At 63.5% G+C, this 22,462-nt stretch carries 22 protein-coding genes; 17 read left to right on the top strand and 5 right to left on the bottom strand.

Annotated elements, in window-relative coordinates:
• Nucleotides 1-4: 4 nt before the first annotated feature.
• The 8 genes from AC3FLX_RS11720 (at nucleotide 5) to bfr (ending at nucleotide 7,507) form a co-directional block, all read left to right on the top strand.
• Complete coding sequence (locus AC3FLX_RS11720) at nucleotides 5-970, top strand: carbamate kinase (protein WP_488696650.1); 966 nt, start codon at nucleotides 5-7, stop codon at nucleotides 968-970.
• A 406-nt stretch (nucleotides 971-1,376) separates the two neighbouring features.
• Nucleotides 1,377-2,672, top strand: coding sequence for a glutamate--cysteine ligase (gshA, locus tag AC3FLX_RS11725; protein ID WP_488696651.1), 1,296 nt, complete (start codon nucleotides 1,377-1,379; stop codon nucleotides 2,670-2,672).
• 91 nt (nucleotides 2,673-2,763) lie between these two features.
• Nucleotides 2,764-3,717 (top strand): glutathione synthase, encoded by a 954-nt coding sequence (gene gshB / locus AC3FLX_RS11730; RefSeq protein WP_488696653.1) that lies wholly within the window; start codon nucleotides 2,764-2,766, stop codon nucleotides 3,715-3,717.
• Nucleotides 3,718-3,835: 118 nt separating this feature from the next.
• Nucleotides 3,836-4,291, top strand: a complete 456-nt coding sequence (locus AC3FLX_RS11735) for a PTS sugar transporter subunit IIA (protein ID WP_488696654.1) — start codon at nucleotides 3,836-3,838, stop codon at nucleotides 4,289-4,291.
• Complete coding sequence (locus AC3FLX_RS11740) at nucleotides 4,260-4,529, top strand: HPr family phosphocarrier protein (protein WP_488696655.1); 270 nt, start codon at nucleotides 4,260-4,262, stop codon at nucleotides 4,527-4,529. The genes AC3FLX_RS11735 and AC3FLX_RS11740 overlap by 32 nt, the downstream gene beginning before the upstream one ends.
• Before the next feature lie 49 nt (nucleotides 4,530-4,578).
• The gene (ptsP, locus tag AC3FLX_RS11745; protein WP_488696656.1) at nucleotides 4,579-6,336 is read left to right on the top strand and encodes a phosphoenolpyruvate--protein phosphotransferase; all 1,758 of its coding nucleotides are present in this window, start codon (nucleotides 4,579-4,581) and stop codon (nucleotides 6,334-6,336) included.
• Nucleotides 6,337-6,563: 227 nt separating this feature from the next.
• Nucleotides 6,564-6,869, top strand: a complete 306-nt coding sequence (locus AC3FLX_RS11750; protein WP_488696658.1) for a (2Fe-2S)-binding protein — start codon at nucleotides 6,564-6,566, stop codon at nucleotides 6,867-6,869.
• Between the two features lie 158 nt (nucleotides 6,870-7,027).
• The gene (gene bfr, locus AC3FLX_RS11755) at nucleotides 7,028-7,507 is read left to right on the top strand and encodes a bacterioferritin (RefSeq protein WP_092603115.1); all 480 of its coding nucleotides are present in this window, start codon (nucleotides 7,028-7,030) and stop codon (nucleotides 7,505-7,507) included.
• A 252-nt stretch (nucleotides 7,508-7,759) separates the two neighbouring features.
• On the opposite strand, the gene AC3FLX_RS11760 is transcribed toward bfr, so the two are convergent.
• The 3 genes from AC3FLX_RS11760 to gpmA form a co-directional block, all read right to left on the bottom strand.
• Nucleotides 7,760-8,512 (bottom strand): HesA/MoeB/ThiF family protein, encoded by a 753-nt coding sequence (locus AC3FLX_RS11760; protein ID WP_488696661.1) that lies wholly within the window; start codon nucleotides 8,510-8,512, stop codon nucleotides 7,760-7,762.
• A 102-nt stretch (nucleotides 8,513-8,614) separates the two neighbouring features.
• Complete coding sequence (locus AC3FLX_RS11765; protein WP_488696663.1) at nucleotides 8,615-10,225, bottom strand: S41 family peptidase; 1,611 nt, start codon at nucleotides 10,223-10,225, stop codon at nucleotides 8,615-8,617.
• A 202-nt stretch (nucleotides 10,226-10,427) separates the two neighbouring features.
• Nucleotides 10,428-11,174, bottom strand: coding sequence for a 2,3-diphosphoglycerate-dependent phosphoglycerate mutase (gpmA, locus tag AC3FLX_RS11770; protein ID WP_488696665.1), 747 nt, complete (start codon nucleotides 11,172-11,174; stop codon nucleotides 10,428-10,430).
• A 147-nt stretch (nucleotides 11,175-11,321) separates the two neighbouring features.
• On the opposite strand from gpmA, the gene AC3FLX_RS11775 reads away from it, so the two are divergent.
• The 6 genes from AC3FLX_RS11775 to AC3FLX_RS11800 all read left to right on the top strand — a co-directional run bounded on the left by AC3FLX_RS11775 (nucleotide 11,322) and on the right by AC3FLX_RS11800 (nucleotide 18,032).
• On the top strand, nucleotides 11,322-11,735 hold the full coding sequence (locus AC3FLX_RS11775) for a rhodanese-like domain-containing protein (RefSeq protein ID WP_488696667.1): 414 nt from the start codon (nucleotides 11,322-11,324) through the stop codon (nucleotides 11,733-11,735).
• Between the two features lie 85 nt (nucleotides 11,736-11,820).
• Nucleotides 11,821-12,078: a glutaredoxin 3 gene (gene grxC / locus AC3FLX_RS11780; protein ID WP_488696669.1), complete on the top strand. Its 258-nt coding sequence runs from the start codon at nucleotides 11,821-11,823 to the stop codon at nucleotides 12,076-12,078.
• 1,228 nt (nucleotides 12,079-13,306) lie between these two features.
• Entirely contained in the window at nucleotides 13,307-15,022 is a 1,716-nt protein-coding gene (gene ltrA / locus AC3FLX_RS11785; protein WP_008642654.1) for a group II intron reverse transcriptase/maturase, read from the top strand.
• A 157-nt stretch (nucleotides 15,023-15,179) separates the two neighbouring features.
• Entirely contained in the window at nucleotides 15,180-15,698 is a 519-nt protein-coding gene (gene secB, locus AC3FLX_RS11790) for a protein-export chaperone SecB (RefSeq protein WP_153949023.1), read from the top strand.
• Nucleotides 15,699-15,846: 148 nt separating this feature from the next.
• On the top strand, nucleotides 15,847-16,872 hold the full coding sequence (locus AC3FLX_RS11795) for an NAD(P)H-dependent glycerol-3-phosphate dehydrogenase (protein WP_488696672.1): 1,026 nt from the start codon (nucleotides 15,847-15,849) through the stop codon (nucleotides 16,870-16,872).
• A 176-nt stretch (nucleotides 16,873-17,048) separates the two neighbouring features.
• The gene (locus AC3FLX_RS11800) at nucleotides 17,049-18,032 is read left to right on the top strand and encodes a Bug family tripartite tricarboxylate transporter substrate binding protein (RefSeq protein WP_488696674.1); all 984 of its coding nucleotides are present in this window, start codon (nucleotides 17,049-17,051) and stop codon (nucleotides 18,030-18,032) included.
• Between the two features lie 24 nt (nucleotides 18,033-18,056).
• Here the strand turns inward: AC3FLX_RS11800 and trmL are convergent, their stop codons facing one another.
• Nucleotides 18,057-18,527 (bottom strand): tRNA (uridine(34)/cytosine(34)/5-carboxymethylaminomethyluridine(34)-2'-O)-methyltransferase TrmL, encoded by a 471-nt coding sequence (trmL, locus tag AC3FLX_RS11805; RefSeq protein ID WP_488696676.1) that lies wholly within the window; start codon nucleotides 18,525-18,527, stop codon nucleotides 18,057-18,059.
• A 51-nt stretch (nucleotides 18,528-18,578) separates the two neighbouring features.
• A complete protein-coding gene (locus AC3FLX_RS11810; protein ID WP_488696677.1) occupies nucleotides 18,579-19,394 on the bottom strand; it encodes a ComFC family protein in 816 nt (271 codons plus the stop codon).
• Here AC3FLX_RS11810 and AC3FLX_RS11815 point away from each other — a divergent pair.
• The 3 genes from AC3FLX_RS11815 to coxB all read left to right on the top strand — a co-directional run bounded on the left by AC3FLX_RS11815 (nucleotide 19,383) and on the right by coxB (nucleotide 22,431).
• Nucleotides 19,383-20,321 (top strand): methyltransferase domain-containing protein, encoded by a 939-nt coding sequence (locus AC3FLX_RS11815; RefSeq protein WP_488696679.1) that lies wholly within the window; start codon nucleotides 19,383-19,385, stop codon nucleotides 20,319-20,321. The two genes, AC3FLX_RS11810 and AC3FLX_RS11815, sit on opposite strands and share 12 nt — an antisense overlap.
• A 263-nt stretch (nucleotides 20,322-20,584) precedes the next feature.
• A complete protein-coding gene (locus tag AC3FLX_RS11820) occupies nucleotides 20,585-21,166 on the top strand; it encodes a DUF2244 domain-containing protein (RefSeq protein WP_488696778.1) in 582 nt (193 codons plus the stop codon).
• Nucleotides 21,163-22,431 (top strand): cytochrome c oxidase subunit II, encoded by a 1,269-nt coding sequence (coxB, locus tag AC3FLX_RS11825; protein WP_488696681.1) that lies wholly within the window; start codon nucleotides 21,163-21,165, stop codon nucleotides 22,429-22,431. Before AC3FLX_RS11820 ends, coxB begins: the two co-directional genes overlap by 4 nt.
• Nucleotides 22,432-22,462 lie beyond the last annotated feature (31 nt).

Here is a 22,462-nt window from a genome sequence, read left to right on the forward strand (position 1 = left end):
CGAGATGACAGACCAAGCAAGCCAACAGGCGCCGATCGCCGTGATTGCCGTCGGCGGCAACGCCCTGGCCCCCGAAGGTGGTGGCACGAGCCTGCACGACCAGGCTCGCGCCGCGGCCAGCGCGGCCAGCCATATCGTCGACGTGGCGGCCCAGGGCTGGCGCGTCGTGCTGACTCACGGCAACGGGCCGCAGGTGGGTTACATCCTGCGGCGCTCGGAATTGGCCATGAAGGAGGTGCCGCCGGTGCCGATGGACTACGCCACGGCCGACACCCAGGGCGCCATCGGCGACATGTTCCAGCGCAGCCTCTATAACGAACTGCACCGGCGCGGGCTGGCCATGAATGTGGCCACCGTGGTGACCCAGGTGATCGTCGACGAGGCCGATCCGGCGTTCCAGAATCCCAGCAAGCCGATCGGGTCGATCATGGATGCCGCCACGGCGCAGCAACTGGCGCAAGCCAACGGCTGGAGTGTCATGGAGGAACCCGGCCGAGGCTGGCGGCGGTGCGTGGCGTCGCCGCGGCCTCAGGCCGTGGTGGAGATCGAGACCATCCACACCTTGCTGGACAGTAACCACATCGTCATTGCATGCGGCGGGGGCGGCATTCCGGTCACGCAGGCGGCGGATGGCACGCTGTGCAACCGCGAGGCGGTCATCGACAAGGACCTGGCGTCCGCGCTGCTGGCCCGGCAACTCCAGGCGCAGCGCCTGCTGATCGTGACGGCCGTGCCGAAGGTGGCGATCCACTTCGGCAAGCCGGAGCAACGCTGGCTCGACCACCTGACCATTGCCGAAGCCGAGCAGTTCATGCGCGAAGGGCATTTCGGCAAGGGATCGATGGGGCCGAAGGTCGAGGCCGTCCTTGATTATGTGATTAAAAATTCACATGGAGAGGGCGTCATCACCGACATCGTCCATATGGGCAAGGCGTTGTCGGAGGGCGGCGGAACTCGCATCAGCGGATGACTTTGGGATGCCCGCCAACAGGCGTTGGCATCCCTTCAACGGCGTGACAAGGGCCGTCGGGATATTCGCAGGGTGCTTAAATCGGATCTTAAAAAGTCTCAATTGTCTTTAGTCGGGAGCGGGCATAGAGTGCCAGTGAGGCAGTTTCCTCCACCTGCAGAACGCTCCCCGTATCTGTCAGGCCATTTGAAAGCGCGGCAGCACGCCGCGCTTTTTTTTTGCCCGCGCGCCACGTCGGGCGGCCTGTCCGGGCCAGAACACGGCGGGCTTTGAAATCCTTCGATCGTCCCCATATCCCCATACCCAAAGCCGGCCGCCGCATATGGTTATGCGGCAAGAGCCAGCAGGACGATAGCCGTTCCCTTACAATCGGGGCGGACAATTAAGCTGATTTCTTAGGATGGATATGGTCCCGCATCTCATCACCGCGCTGAACGGTCCGCTGCTCGAACTGGAAAAGAAGATCCTGGACGCTACCCCGTCCATCGAGCGCTGGTTCAGGCTGGAATGGCAGGAACATACTCCGCCGTTCTATTGTTCCGTGGACCTGCGCAATGCCGGTTTCAAGCTGGCGCCGGTCGACACGAACCTGTTCCCGGGCGGTTTCAACAACCTGGCCCCCGAGATGCTGCCGCTGGCCGTGCAGGCCGCGATGGCCGCGATCGAAAAGATCTGCCCGGACGCCAAGAACCTGCTGCTGATCCCGGAACGCCACACGCGCAACATGTTCTACCTGCAGAACGTGGCGCGGCTGTCGCTGATCATGCGCCAGGCGGGGCTGAACGTGCGCCTGGGATCGCTGTCCGAGGAAATCACCGAACCCACGCCGATCGAACTGCCGGATGGCCAGACCCTGGTGGTGGAGCCGCTGGCGCGGCTGGGCACCAAGGGCCGCCGCCTGGGGCTCAAGGATTTCGATCCGTGCTCGATCCTGCTCAACAACGACCTGTCGGCCGGCATTCCGCCGATCCTGGAGAACATCCAGGAGCAGTACCTGCTGCCGCCGCTGCACGCCGGCTGGTCCACGCGCCGCAAGAGCAGCCACTTTGCCGCGTACGACGAGGTGGCAAAGAAGTTCGCCAAGCTGATCGATATCGATCCGTGGATGGTGAACCCGTACTTCGCGCGCCAGTCGGGCGTGAACTTCCATGAGCGCATCGGTGAGGAGGAACTGGCCGATTCCGTGGAAGGCGTGCTCAAGAAGATCGCCAAGAAGTACCGTGAATACGGCATCAAGGAAACGCCGTACGTGGTGGTCAAGGCAGATGCCGGCACTTATGGCATGGGCATCATGACCGTGCGGGACCCGTCCGAGATCAAGGGCCTGAACCGCAAGGAACGCAACAAGATGAGCGTCGTGAAGGAAGGCCTAGAGGTCTCCGACGTCATCATCCAGGAAGGCGTGCACACGTTCGAGAAGGTCAACGAGGCCGTGGCGGAGCCGGTGGTGTACATGATCGACCGCTATGTGGTTGGCGGCTTCTATCGCGTGCACACCGGTCGTGGCAACGACGAAAACCTGAACGCGCCGGGCATGCACTTCGTGCCGCTGGCGTTCGCGCCGAACGGCATTCCGGATAGTCATGCCAAGCCGGGCGCCGCCGTGCCGAACCGCTTCTACATGTACGGTGTGGTGGCGCGCCTGGCGCTGCTGGCCGCGTCGCTGGAACTCGAAAAGACCGACCCGAATCCGATCCTCTGATTCTCCGGGGCCTGGCCGCCGGTCACGCACGCCCACGGTCCGGCGCGGCTGAGCCGGACCCTTCTACCTGACGCCAACGCGACGAGCCATCATGCGCATTCTTTTCATCACCGACCCGCTGGAAACCTTCAAGACGTATAAGGATTCCACCTACGCCATGATGACCGAGGCGGCCGCGCGCGGGCATGAGTTGTTCTTCTGCCTGCAGTCGCAGCTTTCGCTGGCTGGCGACGTGGTCGAGGCCGTGACGCGGCCGCTCGAACTGCTTGACGATGCCCACGACTGGTTCCGCCTGGGCGAGGCCGCCGTGCTGCCGCTGGCCAGGTTCGACGCCGTGCTGATGCGCAAGGACCCGCCGTTCGACATGGAATATGTGACCAGCACCTGGCTGCTGGAGCTGGCGGAAAAGCAGGGCGCCCGCGTGTTCAACAAGCCGCAGGCTATCCGTGATCATTCCGAGAAGCTGGCGATCGCCCAGTTTCCGCAGTTCGTCACGCCGACACTGGTCACGCGCGACGCCAGCCGTATCCGCGCCTTCCACGCCGAGCACAAGGACATCATCGTCAAGCCGCTGGACGGCATGGGCGGGATGGGCATCTTCCGCGTGGGCGCCGACGGCATGAACCTGGGTTCGATCGTCGAAACCCTGAGCGACAACGGCGCCCGCACGCTGATGATCCAGCGCTACATTCCGGCCATCAAGGATGGCGACAAGCGCATCCTGCTGATCGGCGGCAAGCCGGTGCCGTACTCGCTGGCGCGTATTCCGCAAGGCAGCGAGATTCGCGGCAACCTGGCCGCCGGCGGCATTGGCCGGGCGCAGGAACTGAGCGCGCGTGACCGCGAGATTGCCGAGACGCTGGCGCCGGGCCTGTGGAAGCAGGGGTTGCTGCTGGTGGGCCTGGACGTGATCGGCGACTATCTGACCGAAGTGAATGTGACGAGTCCGACCTGTTTCCAGGAGATCACGCAGCAAACCGGCTTCAATGTGGGCGCGATGTTCATCGACGCACTCGAGGAGGCCGTCGCCAGCGACCGGCGCTAAGCAAGCCGAGGTCGCATCGATGATGCGACGGCGCCACAGTACGGGGGACGGGCATATTCGCGGCGGAGGCGGCAAGGCTGCCTGCTACAATTCGGGGCAGTCCAACGGATTCACCATCATGGCAGGAATTCTGATCATCGCGCACGCGCCGCTGGCTTCGGCGCTGCGCGATTGCGCTGCCCACGTCTACTGTGGCCAGCCGTCCCGGCTGGAGGCGATCGACGTCGTCGCCGACGCCGATCCCGCGGCCGTGCTGGCCGAGGCTCAGCGTAGCCTGGCAGCGGTCTGCGAAGACAACGGTGCCCTGGTGCTGACCGACATTTTTGGCGCCACGCCCGCCAATATCGCCGCACGGCTGGCCGAACCGGGCCGCGTGAAGGTGCTGGCGGGTGTGAACCTGCCGATGCTCGTGCGCGCGATCTGCTATCGCGCTGAAAAACTCGACCAGCTTGCCACCAAGGCCCTCGCCGGCGGCTCGCAAGGCGTGCTGCAGATTGGCACGACCACCGTCCAGAACCAAACCGCAAACCATCCCGACAAATATGCTGCAGAGGGACACCACCATCATCAATAAGCTCGGGCTTCATGCCCGCGCTTCCGCCAAGCTCACGCAATTGGCGGGAAGTTTCAACAGCCAGGTCAAGATGTCCCGAAACGGCCGCCAGGTCGATGCCAAAAGCATCATGGGCGTGATGATGCTGGCCGCCGGCATCGGCTCGACGGTCACGATCGAGACCGACGGCCCCGACGAGCAGGAGGCGATGGACGCCGTGTTGGCGTTGATCGGAAACCGGTTCGGCGAAGGCGAGTGAGTCCCGGCGCCATTAACAGAATTTCTCAACGTTCCTGACGGAGCGGGTCATGCCCTTTGCCTTGCACGGCATTCCGGTTTCTCGTGGGGTCGCCATCGGGCGGGCCCATATCCTGGCGCCGGCTGCGCTGGACGTATCGCACTACCTGGTCGACGAAGACCGGCTCGATGCCGAGGTGGAGCGATTACGCGCGGCACGCGCCGCCGTGCGGGCGGAACTGATTACCCTGAAGCGTGACCTCCCGCGCGACGCCCCCGAGGAAATGGGCGCGTTCCTGGATGTGCATGCGATGATCCTCGACGACGAGGCGTTGTCGCGCGAGCCCGAGGAGTTGATCCTCCAGCGCCGCTATAACGCGGAGTGGGCGCTGACCACGCGGCTCGAGGAACTGATGCGCCAGTTCGACGAGATCGAGGACGAGTACCTGCGCGAGCGCAAGGCCGACATCCACCAGGTGGTGGAGCGGATCCTGAAGGTGCTGGCCGGCGCGCCCGCGCTGGCTCCCGCGCCCGTGCCGGCGCTGGCGCCGGACGGCGAGGCGGCGCCCGGCGTGATCGTGGTGGCCCACGATATCGGCCCCGCCGACATGCTCCAGTTCAAGCACACGATGTTCCACGGGTTTGTCACTGACCTGGGCGGCCGCACGTCGCACACGGCGATCGTGGCGCGCAGTCTGGACATCCCCGCCGCCGTGGGTGTGAAGAGCGCCAGCGAGCTGATCCGCCAGGACGACTGGATCATCATCGATGGCGACGCCGGCCTGGTGATCGTCGATCCGTCGGCGATCATCCTGGAGGAGTACCGTCACCGCCAGAGCGAACGGGCACTTGAAAAGAAGCGCCTGCAGCGGCTGCGCCATATGCCGTCGGTCACGCTGGACGGGCTTGAGATCGAACTGCTGGCCAATATCGAGCTGGCCGAGGATGCCGGCGCGGCGCTGTCCGCCGGCGCCGTGGGCGTGGGCCTGTTCCGCTCCGAATTCCTGTTCATGAACCGCCGGGACGAGATGCCCGACGAGGAAGAACAGTTCCAGGCCTATCGCAATGCCGTGGAGGCCATGCACGGTCTGCCCGTGACGATCCGCACCATCGACGTGGGCGCCGACAAGCCGCTCGACGGCCTTGGCGACGACTTCGAGACGGCGCTGAACCCGGCGCTCGGGCTGCGCGCCATCCGCTGGTCGCTGTCCGAACCTGCCATGTTCCTGACCCAACTGCGCGCCCTGCTGCGGGCGTCCGCGTTTGGTCCGGTGCGGCTTTTGATTCCGATGCTGGCGCACGCGAGCGAGATCGACCAGACGCTCGATCTGATCGAGCAGGCCAAGCGCCAGCTCGATGCGCGCGGCCAGCCCTATGATCCGGGCATCAAGATCGGGGCGATGATCGAAATCCCGGCGGCGGTGCTGTTGCTGCCGCTGTTTCTCAAGCGGATGGACTTCCTCTCGATCGGCACCAACGACCTGATCCAGTACACGCTAGCCATCGACCGTGCCGACAATGCCGTGGCCCATCTGTACGATCCGCTGCATCCGGCCGTGCTGCAGCTGATCGCGCGGACGATCCGCGACGCCAACCATGCTGGCGTGCCCGTGGCGGTCTGCGGCGAAATGGCTGGCGACCCGGCGATGACCCGCCTGTTGCTGGGCATGGGCCTGCGTGAATTCTCGATGCATCCGGCCCAGTTGCTGCGCGTCAAGCAGGAGGTCATCCACGCCGACTGCGAGCGCCTCGGCAAGGTGGTCGACCAGATCCTCAACTGCTACGAACCCGACGAGCAGGCGGCCGCGCTGAAGCAGTTGCAGAGCTGACACAACCCCTTCACGGACAGGGTCTTCCGTCCGTGCTGTTGGCGACCCAAGCGCCACTTTTCGAGTGAAAAGTGGCGCATCAAAACCTCGGAAAATCCCATTTCATGCTTCAGGCACCGCATGTTTCCCATGTGGCTTAATGGGAATTGTTATCATTTTCGATCTCTGTTATTCTGCCTCCATCGCGTACGGCATGCCGGTGCCGGCGCAGTCCCGAGGAGGTAGTTGTGTACGTCTGCATCTGCAATCAGGTTACCGACCATGAGATTCATGGTGCCGCTCATCTTGGCGTAAGCACGCTCGACGAGCTGGCCGAAACGCTTGGCGTGGGAACCTGCTGCGGCCGTTGCCGCGACTGCGCAAAGCAGGTCCTGTGCGAAGGCGTCGCCGCGGTGCAGAACATGAAGGCCTCCACCATCTCGACCATTCAGGTCGTTGAAATTTCCGCCTGTTCGGCGGCTGCGTCACATGCCATAATGGACGCTCGTGACCCGGCAGTCGCGAATGATCAGCGCACCGCACTGGTGGCCTGATTCAGTTAAGAAGAATCTCACCGAACAACGCGTGAATTGAAAAGCGCGCCCACGGACCTGGTTCCGCGGCGCGTTTTGTCATTTCGCGCGCTTGTCTTTTCCTGAGTCACCTTCGCGCTCGGCCGGGTTCGTTTGTTGTTTGCAACAGGAGCCCCCCTATGAAAGGTGACAAGAAGGTCATCCAGCATCTGAACGCCCAGCTGAAGAACGAGCTGACCGCGATCAACCAGTATTTCCTCCACGCACGCATGTACCGCCACTGGGGCCTGAAGAAGCTCGGTGATGTCGAGTACAAGGAATCGATCGGCGAAATGAAGCATGCCGATCGCCTGATCGACCGCATCCTGATGCTCGATGGGCTGCCCAACCTGCAGGACCTGCACAAGCTGCTGATCGGCGAAGACACGCCCGAAATGCTCAAGTGCGACCTGAAGCTGGAGCAGACTGCCCACGCCACGGTCAAGGAAGGCATTGCGTACTGCGAATCCGTGGGCGACTACGTCAGCCGCGAACTCCTGGTCGATATCCTCACCGATACCGAGGAACACATCGAGTACCTGGAAACGCAGCTTGACCTGATCGACAAGGTTGGCCTGCAGAACTACCTGCAGTCCCAGCTGGAACCCGGCGAGCAATAAGACACCGGGATAGCGGCCCGACCGGGCCTGACCACTGATCGCGGATCACTGGCAGGGCGGCGGGTCAGCCAGGTGGCGCGGGATGGCGCCACGCACGGGTGCGAAACGGTTCAATAACCTTTCTCATTCGGATTCTTGTCTCCATCCAGTCACATCGTCACGTCGTCACATCGCGCCTGAAATGAAAATGGCGACCATGCGGGGAGGGGGCTCCACCGCAAGGTCGCCATCGATTTCCGGCGTTTCGCTGATTCAGTGATCCTGTCCGCAGACCTCGCAGCCCGGCGTGCGCGCCAGGCGCATCGTGGTCCATTCCATCGTCATCGCATTGACCATCAGCAGGCGGCCCGCCAGCGTCTCGCCCACGCCGGTCAACAGCTTGAGCGCCTCGGCGGCTTGCACCGTGCCGACCATGCCGACCAGGGGCGCGAACACGCCCATCGTGGCGCAGGCGGTTTCCGGTGCTGGCTCGGAAGGCGGGAACAGGCATCCGTAGCAGGGCGCTTCGGGGTTGCGCAGGTCATAGACGCTAACCTGGCCGTCGAAGCGTAGCGCCGCGCCGGAAACCAGCGGCTTGCGATGCTTCAGGCAGGCGCGATTGACCGCCTGGCGCGTGGCAAAGTTGTCGCAGCAGTCGAGTACCACGCCTGCCTGGGCCACGAGGGCATCGAGTTCCGCATCGCCCACGCGCTGCGCTACCAGCCGCACGTCGATATCGGGATTGATGCGCAGCAGGCCCTCCCGCGCCGATTCCACCTTGGGACGGCCGACATTGGCAGTGGTATGAAGGATCTGGCGCTGCAGGTTGGTCAGGTCGACGTCGTCGTCGTCAACGATCGTGATCCGTCCCACACCGGCCGATGCCAGATAGGGCAGGGCGGCCGCCCCCAGGCCGCCGGCGCCAATCACCAGCGCGTGGCCTGCCAGCAGGCGCTCCTGGCCCTCGATTCCCAGTTCATCCAGCAGGATATGGCGCGAATAGCGCAACAGCTGATCGTCGTTCATGGTTCGACATCCAACAAAAACGGCCCGACGGTGCAATACCGCGGGCCGCAGGATTTGGGCGGAAACGCGCCGCGCACCCGGAGGCGCCCGGCGCGCACGCCGTTACTTCTGGCCGGTCGGCGTGCCCAGGGGCTGGCCGATCGGTGCGCTCGCGGGCGGCTGGCTGGCCGGCGCGGGCTTTGCCGGGGCGGGAGCCGGCTTGGCGGCGGGCTTGGTGGATGCCTTGCCCGACTTGTCTTCCTTCGTGTCGGGCTTGCCGGCGGTGCCGGTGGCTTCCAGGCGCGACTTCGAGCGCTGTACCGGCTTGCCGTCGAGCTGGGCGATCGCCTGCTGGAGCATGAAGTCGTCGGCCGAACCAAACTCCACCGGCTTCTTCTTGCGGTCCTTCTCGCGTTCTTCAGGCGACTTCTTCGAGTTTTCTTCTTCCAGGCGGCGCAGTTCGTCCACACGGCGCTGCTCGCGCTCGTTCATTTCCGGCTCTTCCGATTCCTGCTTGTTGTGCAGGTGGCGCTCGGTGTCGATCTCGCGGGTGATCAGCGCGTCGTCCGGATCGCCTTCCGGGTTCTGGTCGACCGGGATGTCCGGGCGGATGCCCTTGGCCTGGATCGACTTGCCCGACGGCGTGTAGTAGTACGCAATCGTCAGCTTGATGCCGGTGTCGTTGGTCAGCGGCCGCACCGTCTGCACCGAGCCCTTGCCGAACGTGGTCTTACCCATGATCAGCGCGCGCTTATGGTCCTGCAGCGCGCCAGCGACGATCTCCGAGGCCGAAGCCGAGTAGGCGTTGGTCAGCACGACCATCGGCAGCTTCTTGAACTGGGCCGGCAGGTCCTTGAGCGGATCGTCCTCGAGCGACGACAGGCGGTAGTTGCTGAACGTCGACTTGTAGACGCGCTTGGCGTCGGGCACCTGGCCGTTGGTCGACACGACCGTTGCGTCTTCCGGCAGGAACGCGGCTGCCACGCCGACCGCGCCCTGCAGCACGCCGCCGCCGTTGTTGCGCAGGTCCAGAATGATGCCCTTCAGGTTCGGGTTCTTGTCCGCCATGTCCTTGAGACGGCGGCCAAGGTCGGACACGGTCCGTTCCTGGAAGCTGGTCAGGCGCACCCAGCCGATGGTGTTGTTGTCGAGCATCTTGGTCTTGACCGACTGCACGCGGATCTCCGCGCGCGTGATCGAGACCGGGAACGTGCGTTCCTCGCTCTTGCGGTAGATGGTTAGCGTGACCTTGGTACCCGGCTCGCCACGCATGCGCTTGACCGCCTGTTCCAGCGGCAGGCCGCGCACGGGCTTGTCATCGATGCGGGTAATCAGGTCGCCCGGCTGGATGCCGGCGCGGAATGCGGGCGTGTCCTCGATCGGGTTGATGACCTTGACCAGGCCCTCTTCCTGCGAGATCTCGATGCCCAGGCCTGCAAAGCGGCCACGGGTGCCTTCCTGCAGTTCCTTGAAATCCTTCTCGTCCAGGTAGGCCGAGTGCGGGTCCAGGCTGGCGACCATGCCCTTGATGGCCTCGGTCAGCAGCTTCTTGTCGTCGACCGGCTCGACATACTCGCGTTTGATCTGCCCGAAGATATCGGACATCAGCCGCAGCTGGTCGAGCGGCAGCGGCCCCGAGCTGTTCTGCGCGGTGGCGGAGATTTGCAGCGTGGCCAGCACGCCGGCTACGACGCCGACTGAGACGAGGCTAATGTTCTTGAGCGTCTTACGCATGAGGGCAGCCTGAACTTTTGTGGGTGATGCGAAAGGGAAACTCCGGGCCGGACGGTCGGTGTCCGGCACGAATTGACCGACAGTATAAGAGGGTGCGCAGAAAAAGACCTGCGGGCCGCCTCAGCTGGGTGGGGGCGGCCACACAACACAGGGGCGCGCCTACCCGGAAGCCGACCGGACCGGCGCGCATGCGCACCGGCTGTCAGCGGGCCTTGCCCTGGTTGGCCACGGCGGCCAGCGACGCCGCGATGGCATCCTGGTCGCCCAGGTAGTAGTGGCGCAGGGGGCGCAGATCGGCGTCCAGCTCGTAGACGAGCGGGGTGCCGTTGGGAATGTTGAGGCCGACGATATCGTCATCCGAAATCTGATCCAGGTACTTCACGAGCGCGCGGATGCTGTTGCCGTGAGCGGCGATTACCACGCGCTTGCCGGATTTGATGTCGGGAGCAATGGATTCGTTCCACAGCGGCATCACGCGGGCCACCGTGTCCTTCAGGCATTCGGTCAGCGGAACTTCCTCACGCGGCACATTGGTGTAGCGCGGGTCGTTGAACGACGCGCGTTCGTCGGTCGGCTCCAGGGCCGGCGGCGGGGTGTCGTAGCTGCGGCGCCACACCAGCACCTGCTCGTCGCCGTACTTCTTGGCCGTTTCCGCCTTGTTCAGGCCCGCCAGGGCGCCGTAGTGGCGTTCGTTCAGGCGCCATTCGTTGCGCACCGGAATCCACATCAGGTCCATTTCGTCCTGAACGTGCCAGAGCGTGCGGATGGCGCGCTTGAGCACCGACGTGTACGCCACATCGAACGTGAATCCGGCTTCCTTGAGCAGTTGGCCGCCTTGGCGGGCCTGCGCAACGCCCGTGTCCGTCAGGTCGACGTCGACCCAGCCGGTGAAGCGGTTTTCGAGGTTCCACGTGGATTCGCCGTGGCGGATGAGAACGAGCTTGTACATGCTGCTGCTTCCAGGGTAGTAAGTAACCTGCCGCGCGCGGCGCCTGCATCACGCCGGGGGCGTGGAGGGGGCCGCCCGAAATAATCGGCGCTGGCGCGAAACCGCGTATTTTATAATGCCGCCGACCCAACCCAACGGAATGCCAACGTGAATTTCTTCGCCGATTACAACAACCTGGCCCTGATCGCGATCGCCGTGGTCTCGGGCGGCCTGCTGGCCTGGCCGCAAATCAAGGCCGGCACGGGCGGCAAGCGCGTCAATACTGCTGCCGCGACGCAGCTCATCAACAAGCGTAACGCCGTGGTGGTGGATATCCGCGACGCCGCCGAATTTGCCAAGGGCCATCTGCCGCAGGCCAAGAGTGCGCCACTTGCCGATCTCGCCAGCCGCGCCACCGGCCTTGCAAAGGACAAGGCGATCCCCATCATCGTGGTGTGCCAGAACGGCCAGCGCTCGGGCAAGGCTCAAGCAGCGCTGAAGGAAGCCGGTTACAGTGAGGTCTACGCGCTGGAAGGCGGCATGGCCGCCTGGCAGCAAGCCGGCCTGCCGGTGATCAAGTAACACAGCCCCATTCATCTATGCAGCGCGGCGCGGCACTGCCCTGGGCAGTCCGCGCCGCATGTTTTTGCAGTCAAGGAGATTCCGCATGGCCCGCGTCGTCATGTACAGCACGGTAGTGTGCCCCTATTGCCAGATGGCCGAGCGCCTGCTCAAGCAGCGTGGCGTGGAAACGATCGAGAAGGTTCTGATCGACCGCGAGCCCGGCCGGCGTGAGGAAATGATGACCCGCACGGGTCGTCGCACCGTGCCACAGATCTATATCGACGAGACCCATGTGGGTGGCTTCGACGACCTCTCCGCGCTGGACCGCCAGGGCGGCCTGGTGCCGCTGCTGGCCGCCTGACGCGGCTGGCAGGCCGCGGCACGGTTCCGATAATGCCGCCGTACGGTGAATTCGCCATCGGCGTCATGTACCATATGCGCTTTCGTGCGACACGCACTTCGTGTCCGGCAGCTCTACGTTAAGAGCATCGACCTCTGTTGAGACAAGGTGAAGGCTTCGGCCTGAACCGTCCAATCTCAACCATTTCTTGCTTTGACAAGCCCAGCCGCAAGGTTGGAGCGAGTCCATGTGTTGCGGGAAGGCCAGCTTATCGGCTAACTCGCAGCTTGCTATTTGCTGGATGGATGTCCAGCCATTGCCCAAAGGCGGGGACGCTTGCCTTTGGGCAGATTCCCTATAAACGCCCCTCTCAGGAGGGCGCGGGCTAACTCGCAACAGCCGTTTGTTGCGCAAACGCCACATAGCTTTCAAACCGATCCAGCAGGATCGGCGCTACGCCTATGGGACGGAACGCGCCCGCAAGGGCTCCTCTTCCGTCAAGCGCCTGTTAGTACTAAGGCACTGAAGTAATGAAGTGAGGTTTCCCGGAGCGTATAGCTCTGCGCGTTATGGTTCGGTCGAACACGCCCGCGAGGGTGCCTCGATAGAGAACCTGTCATGCGACTGACAGTAGCCTAGGGAGACATGCGTCACTGGCAACGGTGGGGTGTGAAGCTTTCCTGACAACGTAGCCCCCGCAAGGGTGCGTCCTTATCGTGAGATAAGGGCGCAGAGACTCCGAGCAGAAATGGGGTCAAGGAGCCAGGCTGGCTGGTATGGGTAATGTAAGTGAACTGCTGATAAACGCCGTGAATATGACGGTGCCTAAGCTGCTGCATGGCACTAACCAAAAGGTACGTGGTCGGTTATTCCGCTGGAAGCTCGGAATACGTCGCTGTAAGACCACCGGCGAAGAGGCAGGCCCTAACCCGGTCTTGTAACGTGCAGGGAACGTGGTAAGCCCGTATGGCTGCCGGGGCGCTGTATGGCTCTGGCAAGCGAACCGCAAGGAACGCCGTTGGCTGTGCGGGTATGGGAGGTTGGAGAAAGCGAACGTCGGGCTGTAATGGTCCGGATAGGGGTTGAAACATCATCCCACGCGAAAGCGGGCAGACTTCCAACTGGTCTTTCGTCGCAAGACGGCTGACTGAACTCGCTTGTTTAATTTTCTTCCCTTGGGGGGTGACATACCCCGCAAGGGGCATGTTGTCTCTGCTAGTTGGGGAAGTCCTCAAGATAGGAGAGCAGCATGGAAGCATTGATCCGAGAGGATGAATCTGCGCCCTCCGGCATTCCGCAGCGATGGGGCGACATCAATTGGCGCCGCGTCGAACAGAATGTTCGAGCAATGCAGATTCGAATTGCGAAGGCGACACAGGAACGGGACTGGCGCAGGGTGAAAGCTCTGCAACGGTCTCTGACCCGCTCGTTTTCCGCCAAGGCATCGGCGGTGCGACGAGTGACGGAGAACCAAGGTAAACGGACGGCAGGTGTCGACCGCGAACTCTGGGACTCGCCTGAAGTTCGATGGGTAGCCATCGGACGGTTGAGACGCCGGGGATATCGGCCCATGCCATTACGGAGGGTCTTCATCCCCAAAGCCAACGGAAAGGAACGCCCACTGGGTATCCCGACCATGTTGGACCGGGCCATGCAGGCGCTATATCTGCTGGCGCTGGAACCGGTGTCCGAGGGGACGAGCGATCCGAACTCTTATGGGTTCAGGTCCAATCGTTCTACGGCGGATGCTATGTCCCAGCTATTCGTCAACTTATCCAGAAAGGTCTCGGCCTCATGGATATTGGAGGCGGACATCCGCGGGTGTTTTGACCATATCAGTCACGACTGGCTGGAGCGCAATGTCCCTATGGACAAAGCGATCCTTCGGAAGTGGTTGAAAGCTGGCGTGGTATTTCAGGGCCAGTTTCAGGCGACCGAAGCCGGTACGCCACAGGGGGGCATCATCTCCCCGACCTTAGCCAATGTGGCGCTGAACGGACTGGAACAACAGCTAGCTCGGTTTCTCGAAACCACGCTGGGTGTCAACCAGACCCGGAAGCTCAAAGTAAATGTTGTGCGCTATGCGGACGATTTCGTGATCACCGGCAGCACGCCGGAAGTTTTGGAACACGAGGTGAAGCCGTGGGTGGAACAGTTCCTCGCAATTCGAGGGTTGTCCCTGTCCACGGAGAAAACGCGGATCGTGAGCATTGACGAGGGTTTTGACTTCCTTGGGTGGAATTTCCGGAAGTATTCCGGAACGCTGCTCATTAAGCCAAGCAGGAAAAACGCGCAAGCGTTCTATCGCAAGGTTAAGGAGGTTATCAGTGCTAACAAGACGGTAAAGCAGGAGGTCATCATTCGCCTGCTGAACCCGATGCTGAGAGGCTGGGCGCAGTATCACAGCCCGGTAGTGGCAAAAGAAGCGTTCAGCAAGATGCAGAGCCGAGTTTTCCGGGCGCTGCTCTGGTGGACAAAACGGCGACACAGAGGGAAGAACGCCGAATGGGTGCGGAAGAAATACTTCGCTTCGTTTGGTGATCGAAACTGGGTGTTCGGGACTGAGTTTGTGGAAGACGATGGGGAACGGCGCTGGCAGGAGTTGTATTCGCTTGCTAGCACGCCCATCAGACGGCACAAGAAGATTCGGGGGGACTTCAATCCTTTCGATCCAGCGCAAGAGATGTATGGCGAAAATCTACGCCGGGACCGCATGCTGGAAAGCATGTCTCACCGGAAACAGTGGATCAGGCTATATGTCGATCAGCGGGGCTTATGCGCAGTGTGTCAGTGCAAGATAACCAAAGAGACCGGGTGGGATGACCATCACATCGTCTACAGAACCCACGGAGGTTCAGACGCTCTAGGAAATCGAGTATTGCTGCATCCCAACTGCCACGTCCAAGTGCACCATCATGGTCGAACCGTTGTGAAACCGGTGCTGGAGATGTCCAGCATTTTGTAAGGGCTTGAGCCGTATGCGGGGAAACTCGCACGTACGGTTCTTAGGGGGGAGCAAACCAGCAATGGTATGCTCCTACCCTCCCAAACAGCCGCCGGGGCTTCGGCACCCGGCAGCGCATGGCGCAGCGCGCCCAAACCGATCCATCCGGAAGCCTTTCATGAGCGACCAGCAACAAGCCACCCAGCAGGACGACCAGCCCTTCTTCAACATCCAGCGCGTGTACCTGAAGGACATGTCGCTCGAGCAGCCGAACTCCCCGGCCATCTTCCTGGAATCGGAAGCTCCGTCGGTGGAAGTGCAGGTCAATGTGGGTGCGGCCCAGCTGCAGGAAGGCATCTTCGAGGTGGTGGTGACGGGTACCGTGACGACCAAGGTGCAAGACAAGGTGGCCTTCCTGGTGGAAGCGCACCAGGCTGGCATCTTCGATATCCGCAACGTGCCGGCCGAGCAGCTGGATCCGTTGCTGGGCATTGCCTGCCCGACGATTCTGTACCCCTACCTGCGCGGCAACATCGCCGACGTGATCACGCGCGCCGGCTTCCAGGCCATCCATCTGTCGGAAATCAACTTCCAGGCGCTGTACGAGCAACGTCTGCAGGCCGCGATGGAAGAAGCACAAGCCCAGGGCGGTAATTCGGGCATCGTGCTGCCGGACGGCAGCCAGGCTCGCCACTGATCCGCGCCAAGGCTGGATTAGACCAAAAACGGGGCTTCGGCCCCGTTTGCGTTTTCTGATGTCGCCGGCGGCGTTCATACTGTCCGCATGACTGCGCAATGCGTGCGCGGGACAGCGATCAACCTTTCGGCCCGATACTCGACCTGACATGAAACTGACCATCCTGGGCGCCGGCGCGTGGGGCACGGCACTGGCCAGCCACGCCGCTTCCGACAACCGGCATGAGGTGATGCTCTGGGGCCGCGATGCGAACCAGTTGGCGACCATCGCGGCATCGGGCAGCAATGCGGCTTACTTGCCGGGAGTGGCCCTGTCGCCCCGGCTGGTGTGCGAGCCAGACTTCGACCGCGCGGTGGATCATGCCCTGTCCGACCCGGACGGGCTGCTGATCGTCGCCACGCCGGTATCGGGCCTGCGCGAAATGACGCGCCGGCTGGCCGCGCGGCGCAAGGCACCGCTGGCCATGCTGTGGCTGTGCAAGGGTTTCGAGGCCGATACCCATGCGCTGCCGCACCAGATGGTGCGCGAGGAACTCGACGCGCTGGGCCTGGCGCCGGGCGATGTTCACTACGGCGTGCTGACCGGCCCGAGTTTTGCGAAGGAAGTCGCGCAGGGCCTGCCTTGCGCATTGACGGTGGCCGGTTCCACGCACGCGCTGACCGACCGCGCCCAGGCGGCGTTCCACCATCATGCGATGCGCATTTATGGCAGCGATGACCTGATCGGGGTCGAGGTCGGCGGCGCGGTCAAGAACGTGCTGGCGATTGCCACGGGAGCCAGCGATAGCCTGGGGCTGGGACTCAACGCGCGCGCCGCTTTGGTGACGCGGGGCTTGGCCGAGATGACGCGGCTCGGACTGGCGCTGGGCGGCCGTGCGGAAACTTTCATGGGCCTGGCCGGCATGGGTGACCTGATCCTGACGGCAACCGGCGATCTGTCGCGCAATCGCAAGGTTGGCCAGCAACTGGCCAGCGGCAAGACGCTCGAACAGATCCTGCAAGACCTTGGTCACGTGGCCGAGGGCGTGCGTTGCGCGCAGGCCGTGGCTGCACTGGCCGCGCGCAACGGTGTGGATATGCCGATCACGCGCGCGGTGTGCGCCGTGCTGTTCGAAGGGCTGCCCGTGGCCGATGCCGTCGCACGGCTGCTCCAGCGCGACGCGCGCGACGAGTAAGTAGTCGGGCCGTGGTGCCGTAGCGCCGTACAGGTCTGTCCCTCCGCGCCGCCCTTTTTCCGCGCACGTGAGTGGGGCGAGCACCGCGGCTTCATCAAACAGCATCAGCGCGCGCCTCTCTCCGGCCTGTGGAAACAGGGCTGCGGAAGAGGGCGAGCGCTTCAACGTCAAACAACATGGCCAATCGCCGCCAGGCGCTTCACATTCTCGCTGCCTCCGCCGTGGCTGCGGCATGCCCCTCGGTCACTCGCGCCGACGCCTGGCCGTCGAAGCCGATCCGGATGATCGTGCCGTTTCCGCCGGGTTCGTCTCCAGACCTGATCGCGCGCATCGTCACCGAGAAGCTGGCGGCCGTGCTCGGTCAGCCTGTCGTGGTGGAAAACCGTCCGGGCGCGGGCGGCAACATCGGCACGGGTCTCGTTGCCAAGGCGGCACCGGATGGCTACACGCTGCTGTTCACGATCAATGGTCCGCTGGTGACGGCGCCGTCGCTGTATCGGCACCTGAGCTATGACCCGATGAAGCAACTGGCTCCGGTGACGCTGGTGGCCACTTCGCCGAACGTACTCGTCATCGACGCCCGTCTGCCGGCGCACAACCTGGCCGAGTTCGTCGCCTTGGCCAAGTCCCAGCCCGGCGTGCTGAATTATGGTTCGGTCGGCAACGGCAGCGCGGCGCACCTGGCGATGGAACAGCTCAAGGCGATGGCGGGTATCGACTTGCAGCACGTGCCATATGCCGGCTTTCCGCAGATCACGACGGCGATTGTCGGTGGGCAGGTGCAGGCGGGCTTCATGGTGCCGGCCATTGCCATGCCGATGGTGACGGCAGGCAAGCTGCGTCTGCTGGCGGTGACTTCGAGCGGGCGCACGGGCCTGCTGCCGTCGGTGCCGACGGTGGCCGAATCAGGGTATCCGGGGTTCGAAGCCATTTCGTGGCAGGCGATCCTGGCACCCGCCGGCACGCCCGCGCCGATCGTGGGCCGGCTTTACCGGGAACTGGTGAAGATCATCGGCAGCGATGACGTGCGCAGCAAGATGCGCGCACAGTATTTCGTGCCGGCCGGTACGGCACCGGCGTCGCTGCGGCAGACGATGACTACCGAGAAGGCGCGCTGGGACCGCGTGATCCGCGCCGCCAACGTGCAGCCGGAAGACTGAGCAAGTAGCCAGGTCGCGCGGGGATCAGGCGCCGCCGGCGAATCCGTTCTGGCGCCACGCCTCGAACACGACCACGGCCACCGTGTTCGACAGGTTCAGGCTGCGGTTGTTGGGGCGCATCGGCAGGCGGATTCTCTGCGCAGGCGGAAACCACTCGCGGCGCTCCGGGGCCAGCCCGCGCGTTTCCGATCCAAACACGAACCAGTCACCCGGCTGGAAGCTGACCTGGCCGAATGGCGTCGATCCATGCGTGGTCAGTGCAAACATGCGCGACGGGTCCGGCGTCTCGGCGGCCATCAGGGCGTCCCAGCTTTCGTGGACGCGCATCGTCGCGTATTCGTGATAGTCCAGCCCCGCGCGCCGCATGCGCGCGTCTTCCAGCGGAAACCCCAAGGGTTTGACCAGATGCAGCTGCGCGCCGGTATTGGCGCACAGGCGGATCACATTTCCGGTGTTCGGCGGAATTTCGGGTTCGACAAGGACGACGTTAAACATGGGATGGCAGCAAAAAACCGGAGCGCAGCTTACCGCGACCGCTCCGCTGTGTCACGGTGTGCGCAAGGCCGTCAGCGCCGTGACGCGCGCCGCTCCATGCGCTTTCAGTACGCGGGCCGCCTCGCGCAGCGTGGCGCCCGTGGTCATCACATCGTCGACCAGGCCGATGTGCAGCCCATCGAGCTTTGCATCCTGACTGGCTGCAAACGCCTGCTGGAGATTGGCCAGGCGCGCAGCCAGGTCCAATGTGCGCTGACTGGCTGTCTCACGGTGACGCAACAGCAGGGTGGCCGATGCACGCACGCGCAATCGTCGCGCCAGTGGATGGGCGATCTCCCATGCCTGGTTGAATCCTCGTTCTGCCAGGCGAGACGCCGATAACGGAACCGGTATCAGCAGGTCCGGCAGTGCGCCGCTGGTGCCGACTTTATCGGCCAGTCGGGCGGCGATCCATCCGGCGGCGGGCAAGCGGCCGCCGAACTTCAGTTGCAGGACCAGGCTGTCGAACGGTTGGGTGTAGTGCCCGAGCGTCAGCGTGGCATCGAGCGGGTCGTCGTCGGCGCATATGCCGCAATGGCCGTGGCTGTCCGGCGTGGCACAGCGCGGACAGCGGGGGACGGGCTGCATCAGGGCACCGGCGCAGGTGGCGCAGACCACGTCGCGCTGAACCGTCGCACAGATCAGACAGGCCGATGGCAACAGCACCGGCCACAGGCTGGCGGTGGATCGGGCAAAGACCCTCCGGGCGCGCAAGCGCCCTGGCGCGTATACTTCCGGCGGCCCGCTTCGCGCGGCTCCCGAGGGTGCGACACTTTGCCGCACCTGCCGATCCGACCCTTGCTGCCCTGTTCGTCCGTGTCCCTGCATGCCACCGATTCTCCAGATGCCTGGTTGCCGCCCGCGCGGCTGACCCGGCTCGCGTTCGACCGCCGTAGCCCGCGCTTCGGCCAGCTCGATTTCCTGCTTGGCGAGATTGGCCAGCGCATGCAGGAACGGATGGAAGTGGTCAAGCTGTCGCCGCGCCGCGCACTCGATATCGGTTGCGGCCACGGCCAGGGCCTGGCGGGATTGCGCGCACGGTTTCCCGATGCGCAGATCGCCGGCCTGGATATCTCCGGCGCGATGCTGCATCAGGCAGGCCAGCGCGATCCGCAGCGCAGGCCGGGCTGGATCGGCCGTCTGCTGGGCAAGCGTCCGATGTTCGACCTGGTGCAGGGCGATCTTGCCACACTGCCGTTTGCCCCGGCCAGCTTCGAACTGTTGTGGTCGAACCTGGCGCTGCACTGGCATCCCGAGCCGCATCACGTTTTTCCGGAATGGCACCGCGTGACGGCCGACGATGGCCTGGTCATGTTCTCGTTGTTCGGTCCCGATACCCTGAAGGAACTGCGCGCCGCGTTTGCCGAGGTTGACCTCGACGCGCACACGCTGCGATTCGTCGACATGCACGATATCGGCGACATGCTCGTGCACAGCGGGTGGTCCACGCCGGTGATGGACATGGAAACACTGACCATCACCTACGAAACGCCCGAAAAGCTGCTGCGGGAAGTGCAGGCTTTCGGCGGGATGCGCCGCCCTGGCGCCGCCGGTCTGCGCGGCCGCAAGTGGCATCGCGCCGTGCTGGCCGCGCTCGATCGTCTGCGAAACGCCGATGGCGTGATCCCTTTGACGTTCGAGATTGTCTACGGCCATGCATGGAAAATTCCGGCGCGTGGCAAACAGGCAACTGACGATCAGGGCCGCGCGATCATCCCGCTCGACAAGATCGGCCGCGCCCAGCCGCGCCGCTGAAGCGCGCCCGCAGCCCGGTTGGCCAACAATCGGGCTGCATCGTTTGTGTTGCCTATCGGGGCTTGAAAGCCCATGCACAAATATTTGAACGGCGCAAGCACTTCGGTCAAATCCTAAGTTGTTCAGGTATGCGAAGCGCCATATAATGGGCCGGTTTGTCGCAGTGGTCCCCTGGCACAAGAACGCCCCGGAATGCACTTCGCACGTGCTTCCCCTGAGGCGGGTTTCGTCCCGGGTGTGCATCCGATGCAGAGTGGTTGGCGATGCAAGACTTGGGTATCGCATTCCAGACGGTAGTAGATGACTCCGGCGGAAATCTCGACGGACGCATCCTCTTGCCGGACAACGACTGGCTGATGAAGCGGAATTGTTCGCTCTCTCCACGCCAGGTCGGCTGGTTCTACTTCTCCATCGCATGTTTCTCCATTGCCATCGCGGCGCTGCTGACCGCGTGGCTCGGGGCCTGGCTCGTGCTGCCGTTTGCCGGCCTGGAACTGGGCGGGCTGGGGATTGCCCTGCTGGCGTATGCGCGCCATGCGACGGATTATGAACGCGTGAGTGTGACCGACGGAATGCTGGTCGTGGAGACAGCCAGCGCCAGTCGGGTCACGCGGGAAGTATTCAATCCACAGTGGGTGCGGATTGAACTGGGTGAATCGTTCCGGGCGCTCGTGATTCTGCGGTCGGGCAGGCGCACCGTACGGGTGGGGTCGTATCTGGACCCGTACCGGCGGCGCAAGTTCGCGCAGGAGCTCGCAGCGGCCCTTCATGGTGTCCATCCCGGACGCGATGCGGGGCAGGGCGGGGACAGATTTGAATCTGTAAATTGGGTAGATAAACAATGAAAATGTGGAAGAAGGCATCCGCAGCATGTCTTGCAGGCTCGTCCCTGCTTGTCAGCCAGGCGGCCTCCGCGGTCAGTGATATGCCGGGTGGCCCCGCCGTCCGACAGCTGAACCTGGCCGAACCCGTTACAAAAATCGCCGAACAGATTCACTGGCTGAACTGGATGATGCTGATCATCTGCACGGTGATCTTCGTCGCCGTGTTCGGTGTGATGTTCTATTCCATCTTCAAGCACCGGAAGAGCAAGGGCGCGAAGTCGGCCTCGTTCCACGAAAGCATCACCGTGGAAGTGGTCTGGACCATCGTGCCGTTCCTGATCGTGATCGCGATGGCGCTGCCCGCCACCAAGACCGTGGTGGCGATGAAGGACACCACGAACTCGGACATCACGATCAAGGCCACCGGCTACCAGTGGAAGTGGGGTTACGACTACCTCAAGGGGCAGGGCGAGGGCATCTCGTTCGTGTCCACGCTGACCACGCCGCGCGAGCAGATCAACAACCAGCAGGAAAAGTCGAACACCTACCTGATGGAGGTGGACAACGAGCTGGTGGTGCCCGTCAACAAGAAGATCCGCATCGTCACGACCGCCAATGACGTGATCCACGCCTGGATGATTCCGGCGTTCGGCGTCAAGCAGGATGCGATCCCGGGCTTTGTGCGCGACACCTGGTTCCGTGCCGAAAAGACCGGCATCTACCGTGGCCAGTGCGCCGAACTCTGCGGCAAGGAACACGCATTCATGCCGATCGTGGTGCGCGTGGTATCCGACGCGGAATATACGAAGTGGGTGGACGACAAGAAGAAGCTGATGGCCGCCGCCGCCGACGATCCCAACAAGACCTGGACGATGGACGAGATCAAGGTTCGTGGCGAGAAGGTCTACGCCGCCAACTGCGCGGTCTGCCACCAGCCGACCGGCAAGGGCGCGGGCGCGTTCCCGGCGCTCGATGGCTCGAAGGTCGTCAATGGCTCGAAGGCTGGCCAGATGCACATCCTGCTGGAAGGCAAGGGCGGCATGCCGTCGTGGAAGCAGCTTTCGGATACCGAGCTGGCCGCGGTCATGACGTACACGCGCAACAGCTGGAGCAACAAGACCGGTGAGGTGATCCAGCCGGCGGACTTCGGACAAGCCCGTGCGGGCAAGTTCCCCGAAGGCGGCGGCGCGCAAGCCGGCGCCGGCGATACGGCTCCCAAGGCCGCCACGCCGACCACGTCCAACGACAAGCAGGCCAGCCTCGCGGGCAACCGCGTCGCAGGCTGACCCGCGGCAGCCCCGCATTCAGGAATTGATG

Source organism: Cupriavidus sp. 291-E7 (assembly GCF_057798835.1).

What these genes read in the sequence shown, in the direction of transcription:
- ptsP (WP_488696656.1), top strand. Translation starts at nt 4,579, where the DNA reads ATGCCCTTTGCCTTGCACGGCATTCCGGTTTCTCGTGGGGTCGCCATC.
- AC3FLX_RS11810 (WP_488696677.1), bottom strand. Translation starts at nt 19,394, where the DNA reads ATGCAGGGACACGGACGAACAGGGCAGCAAGGGTCGGATCGGCAGGTG.
- secB (WP_153949023.1), top strand. Translation starts at nt 15,180, where the DNA reads ATGAGCGACCAGCAACAAGCCACCCAGCAGGACGACCAGCCCTTCTTC.
- AC3FLX_RS11735 (WP_488696654.1), top strand. Translation starts at nt 3,836, where the DNA reads ATGGCAGGAATTCTGATCATCGCGCACGCGCCGCTGGCTTCGGCGCTG.
- grxC (WP_488696669.1), top strand. Translation starts at nt 11,821, where the DNA reads ATGGCCCGCGTCGTCATGTACAGCACGGTAGTGTGCCCCTATTGCCAG.
- gpmA (WP_488696665.1), bottom strand. Translation starts at nt 11,174, where the DNA reads ATGTACAAGCTCGTTCTCATCCGCCACGGCGAATCCACGTGGAACCTC.
- ltrA (WP_008642654.1), top strand. Translation starts at nt 13,307, where the DNA reads ATGGAAGCATTGATCCGAGAGGATGAATCTGCGCCCTCCGGCATTCCG.
- AC3FLX_RS11795 (WP_488696672.1), top strand. Translation starts at nt 15,847, where the DNA reads ATGAAACTGACCATCCTGGGCGCCGGCGCGTGGGGCACGGCACTGGCC.
- coxB (WP_488696681.1), top strand. Translation starts at nt 21,163, where the DNA reads ATGAAAATGTGGAAGAAGGCATCCGCAGCATGTCTTGCAGGCTCGTCC.
- gshB (WP_488696653.1), top strand. Translation starts at nt 2,764, where the DNA reads ATGCGCATTCTTTTCATCACCGACCCGCTGGAAACCTTCAAGACGTAT.
- AC3FLX_RS11760 (WP_488696661.1), bottom strand. Translation starts at nt 8,512, where the DNA reads ATGAACGACGATCAGCTGTTGCGCTATTCGCGCCATATCCTGCTGGAT.
- trmL (WP_488696676.1), bottom strand. Translation starts at nt 18,527, where the DNA reads ATGTTTAACGTCGTCCTTGTCGAACCCGAAATTCCGCCGAACACCGGA.
- AC3FLX_RS11720 (WP_488696650.1), top strand. Translation starts at nt 5, where the DNA reads ATGACAGACCAAGCAAGCCAACAGGCGCCGATCGCCGTGATTGCCGTC.
- bfr (WP_092603115.1), top strand. Translation starts at nt 7,028, where the DNA reads ATGAAAGGTGACAAGAAGGTCATCCAGCATCTGAACGCCCAGCTGAAG.
- AC3FLX_RS11800 (WP_488696674.1), top strand. Translation starts at nt 17,049, where the DNA reads ATGGCCAATCGCCGCCAGGCGCTTCACATTCTCGCTGCCTCCGCCGTG.
- AC3FLX_RS11765 (WP_488696663.1), bottom strand. Translation starts at nt 10,225, where the DNA reads ATGCGTAAGACGCTCAAGAACATTAGCCTCGTCTCAGTCGGCGTCGTA.
- AC3FLX_RS11820 (WP_488696778.1), top strand. Translation starts at nt 20,585, where the DNA reads ATGCAAGACTTGGGTATCGCATTCCAGACGGTAGTAGATGACTCCGGC.
- AC3FLX_RS11740 (WP_488696655.1), top strand. Translation starts at nt 4,260, where the DNA reads ATGCTGCAGAGGGACACCACCATCATCAATAAGCTCGGGCTTCATGCC.
- gshA (WP_488696651.1), top strand. Translation starts at nt 1,377, where the DNA reads ATGGTCCCGCATCTCATCACCGCGCTGAACGGTCCGCTGCTCGAACTG.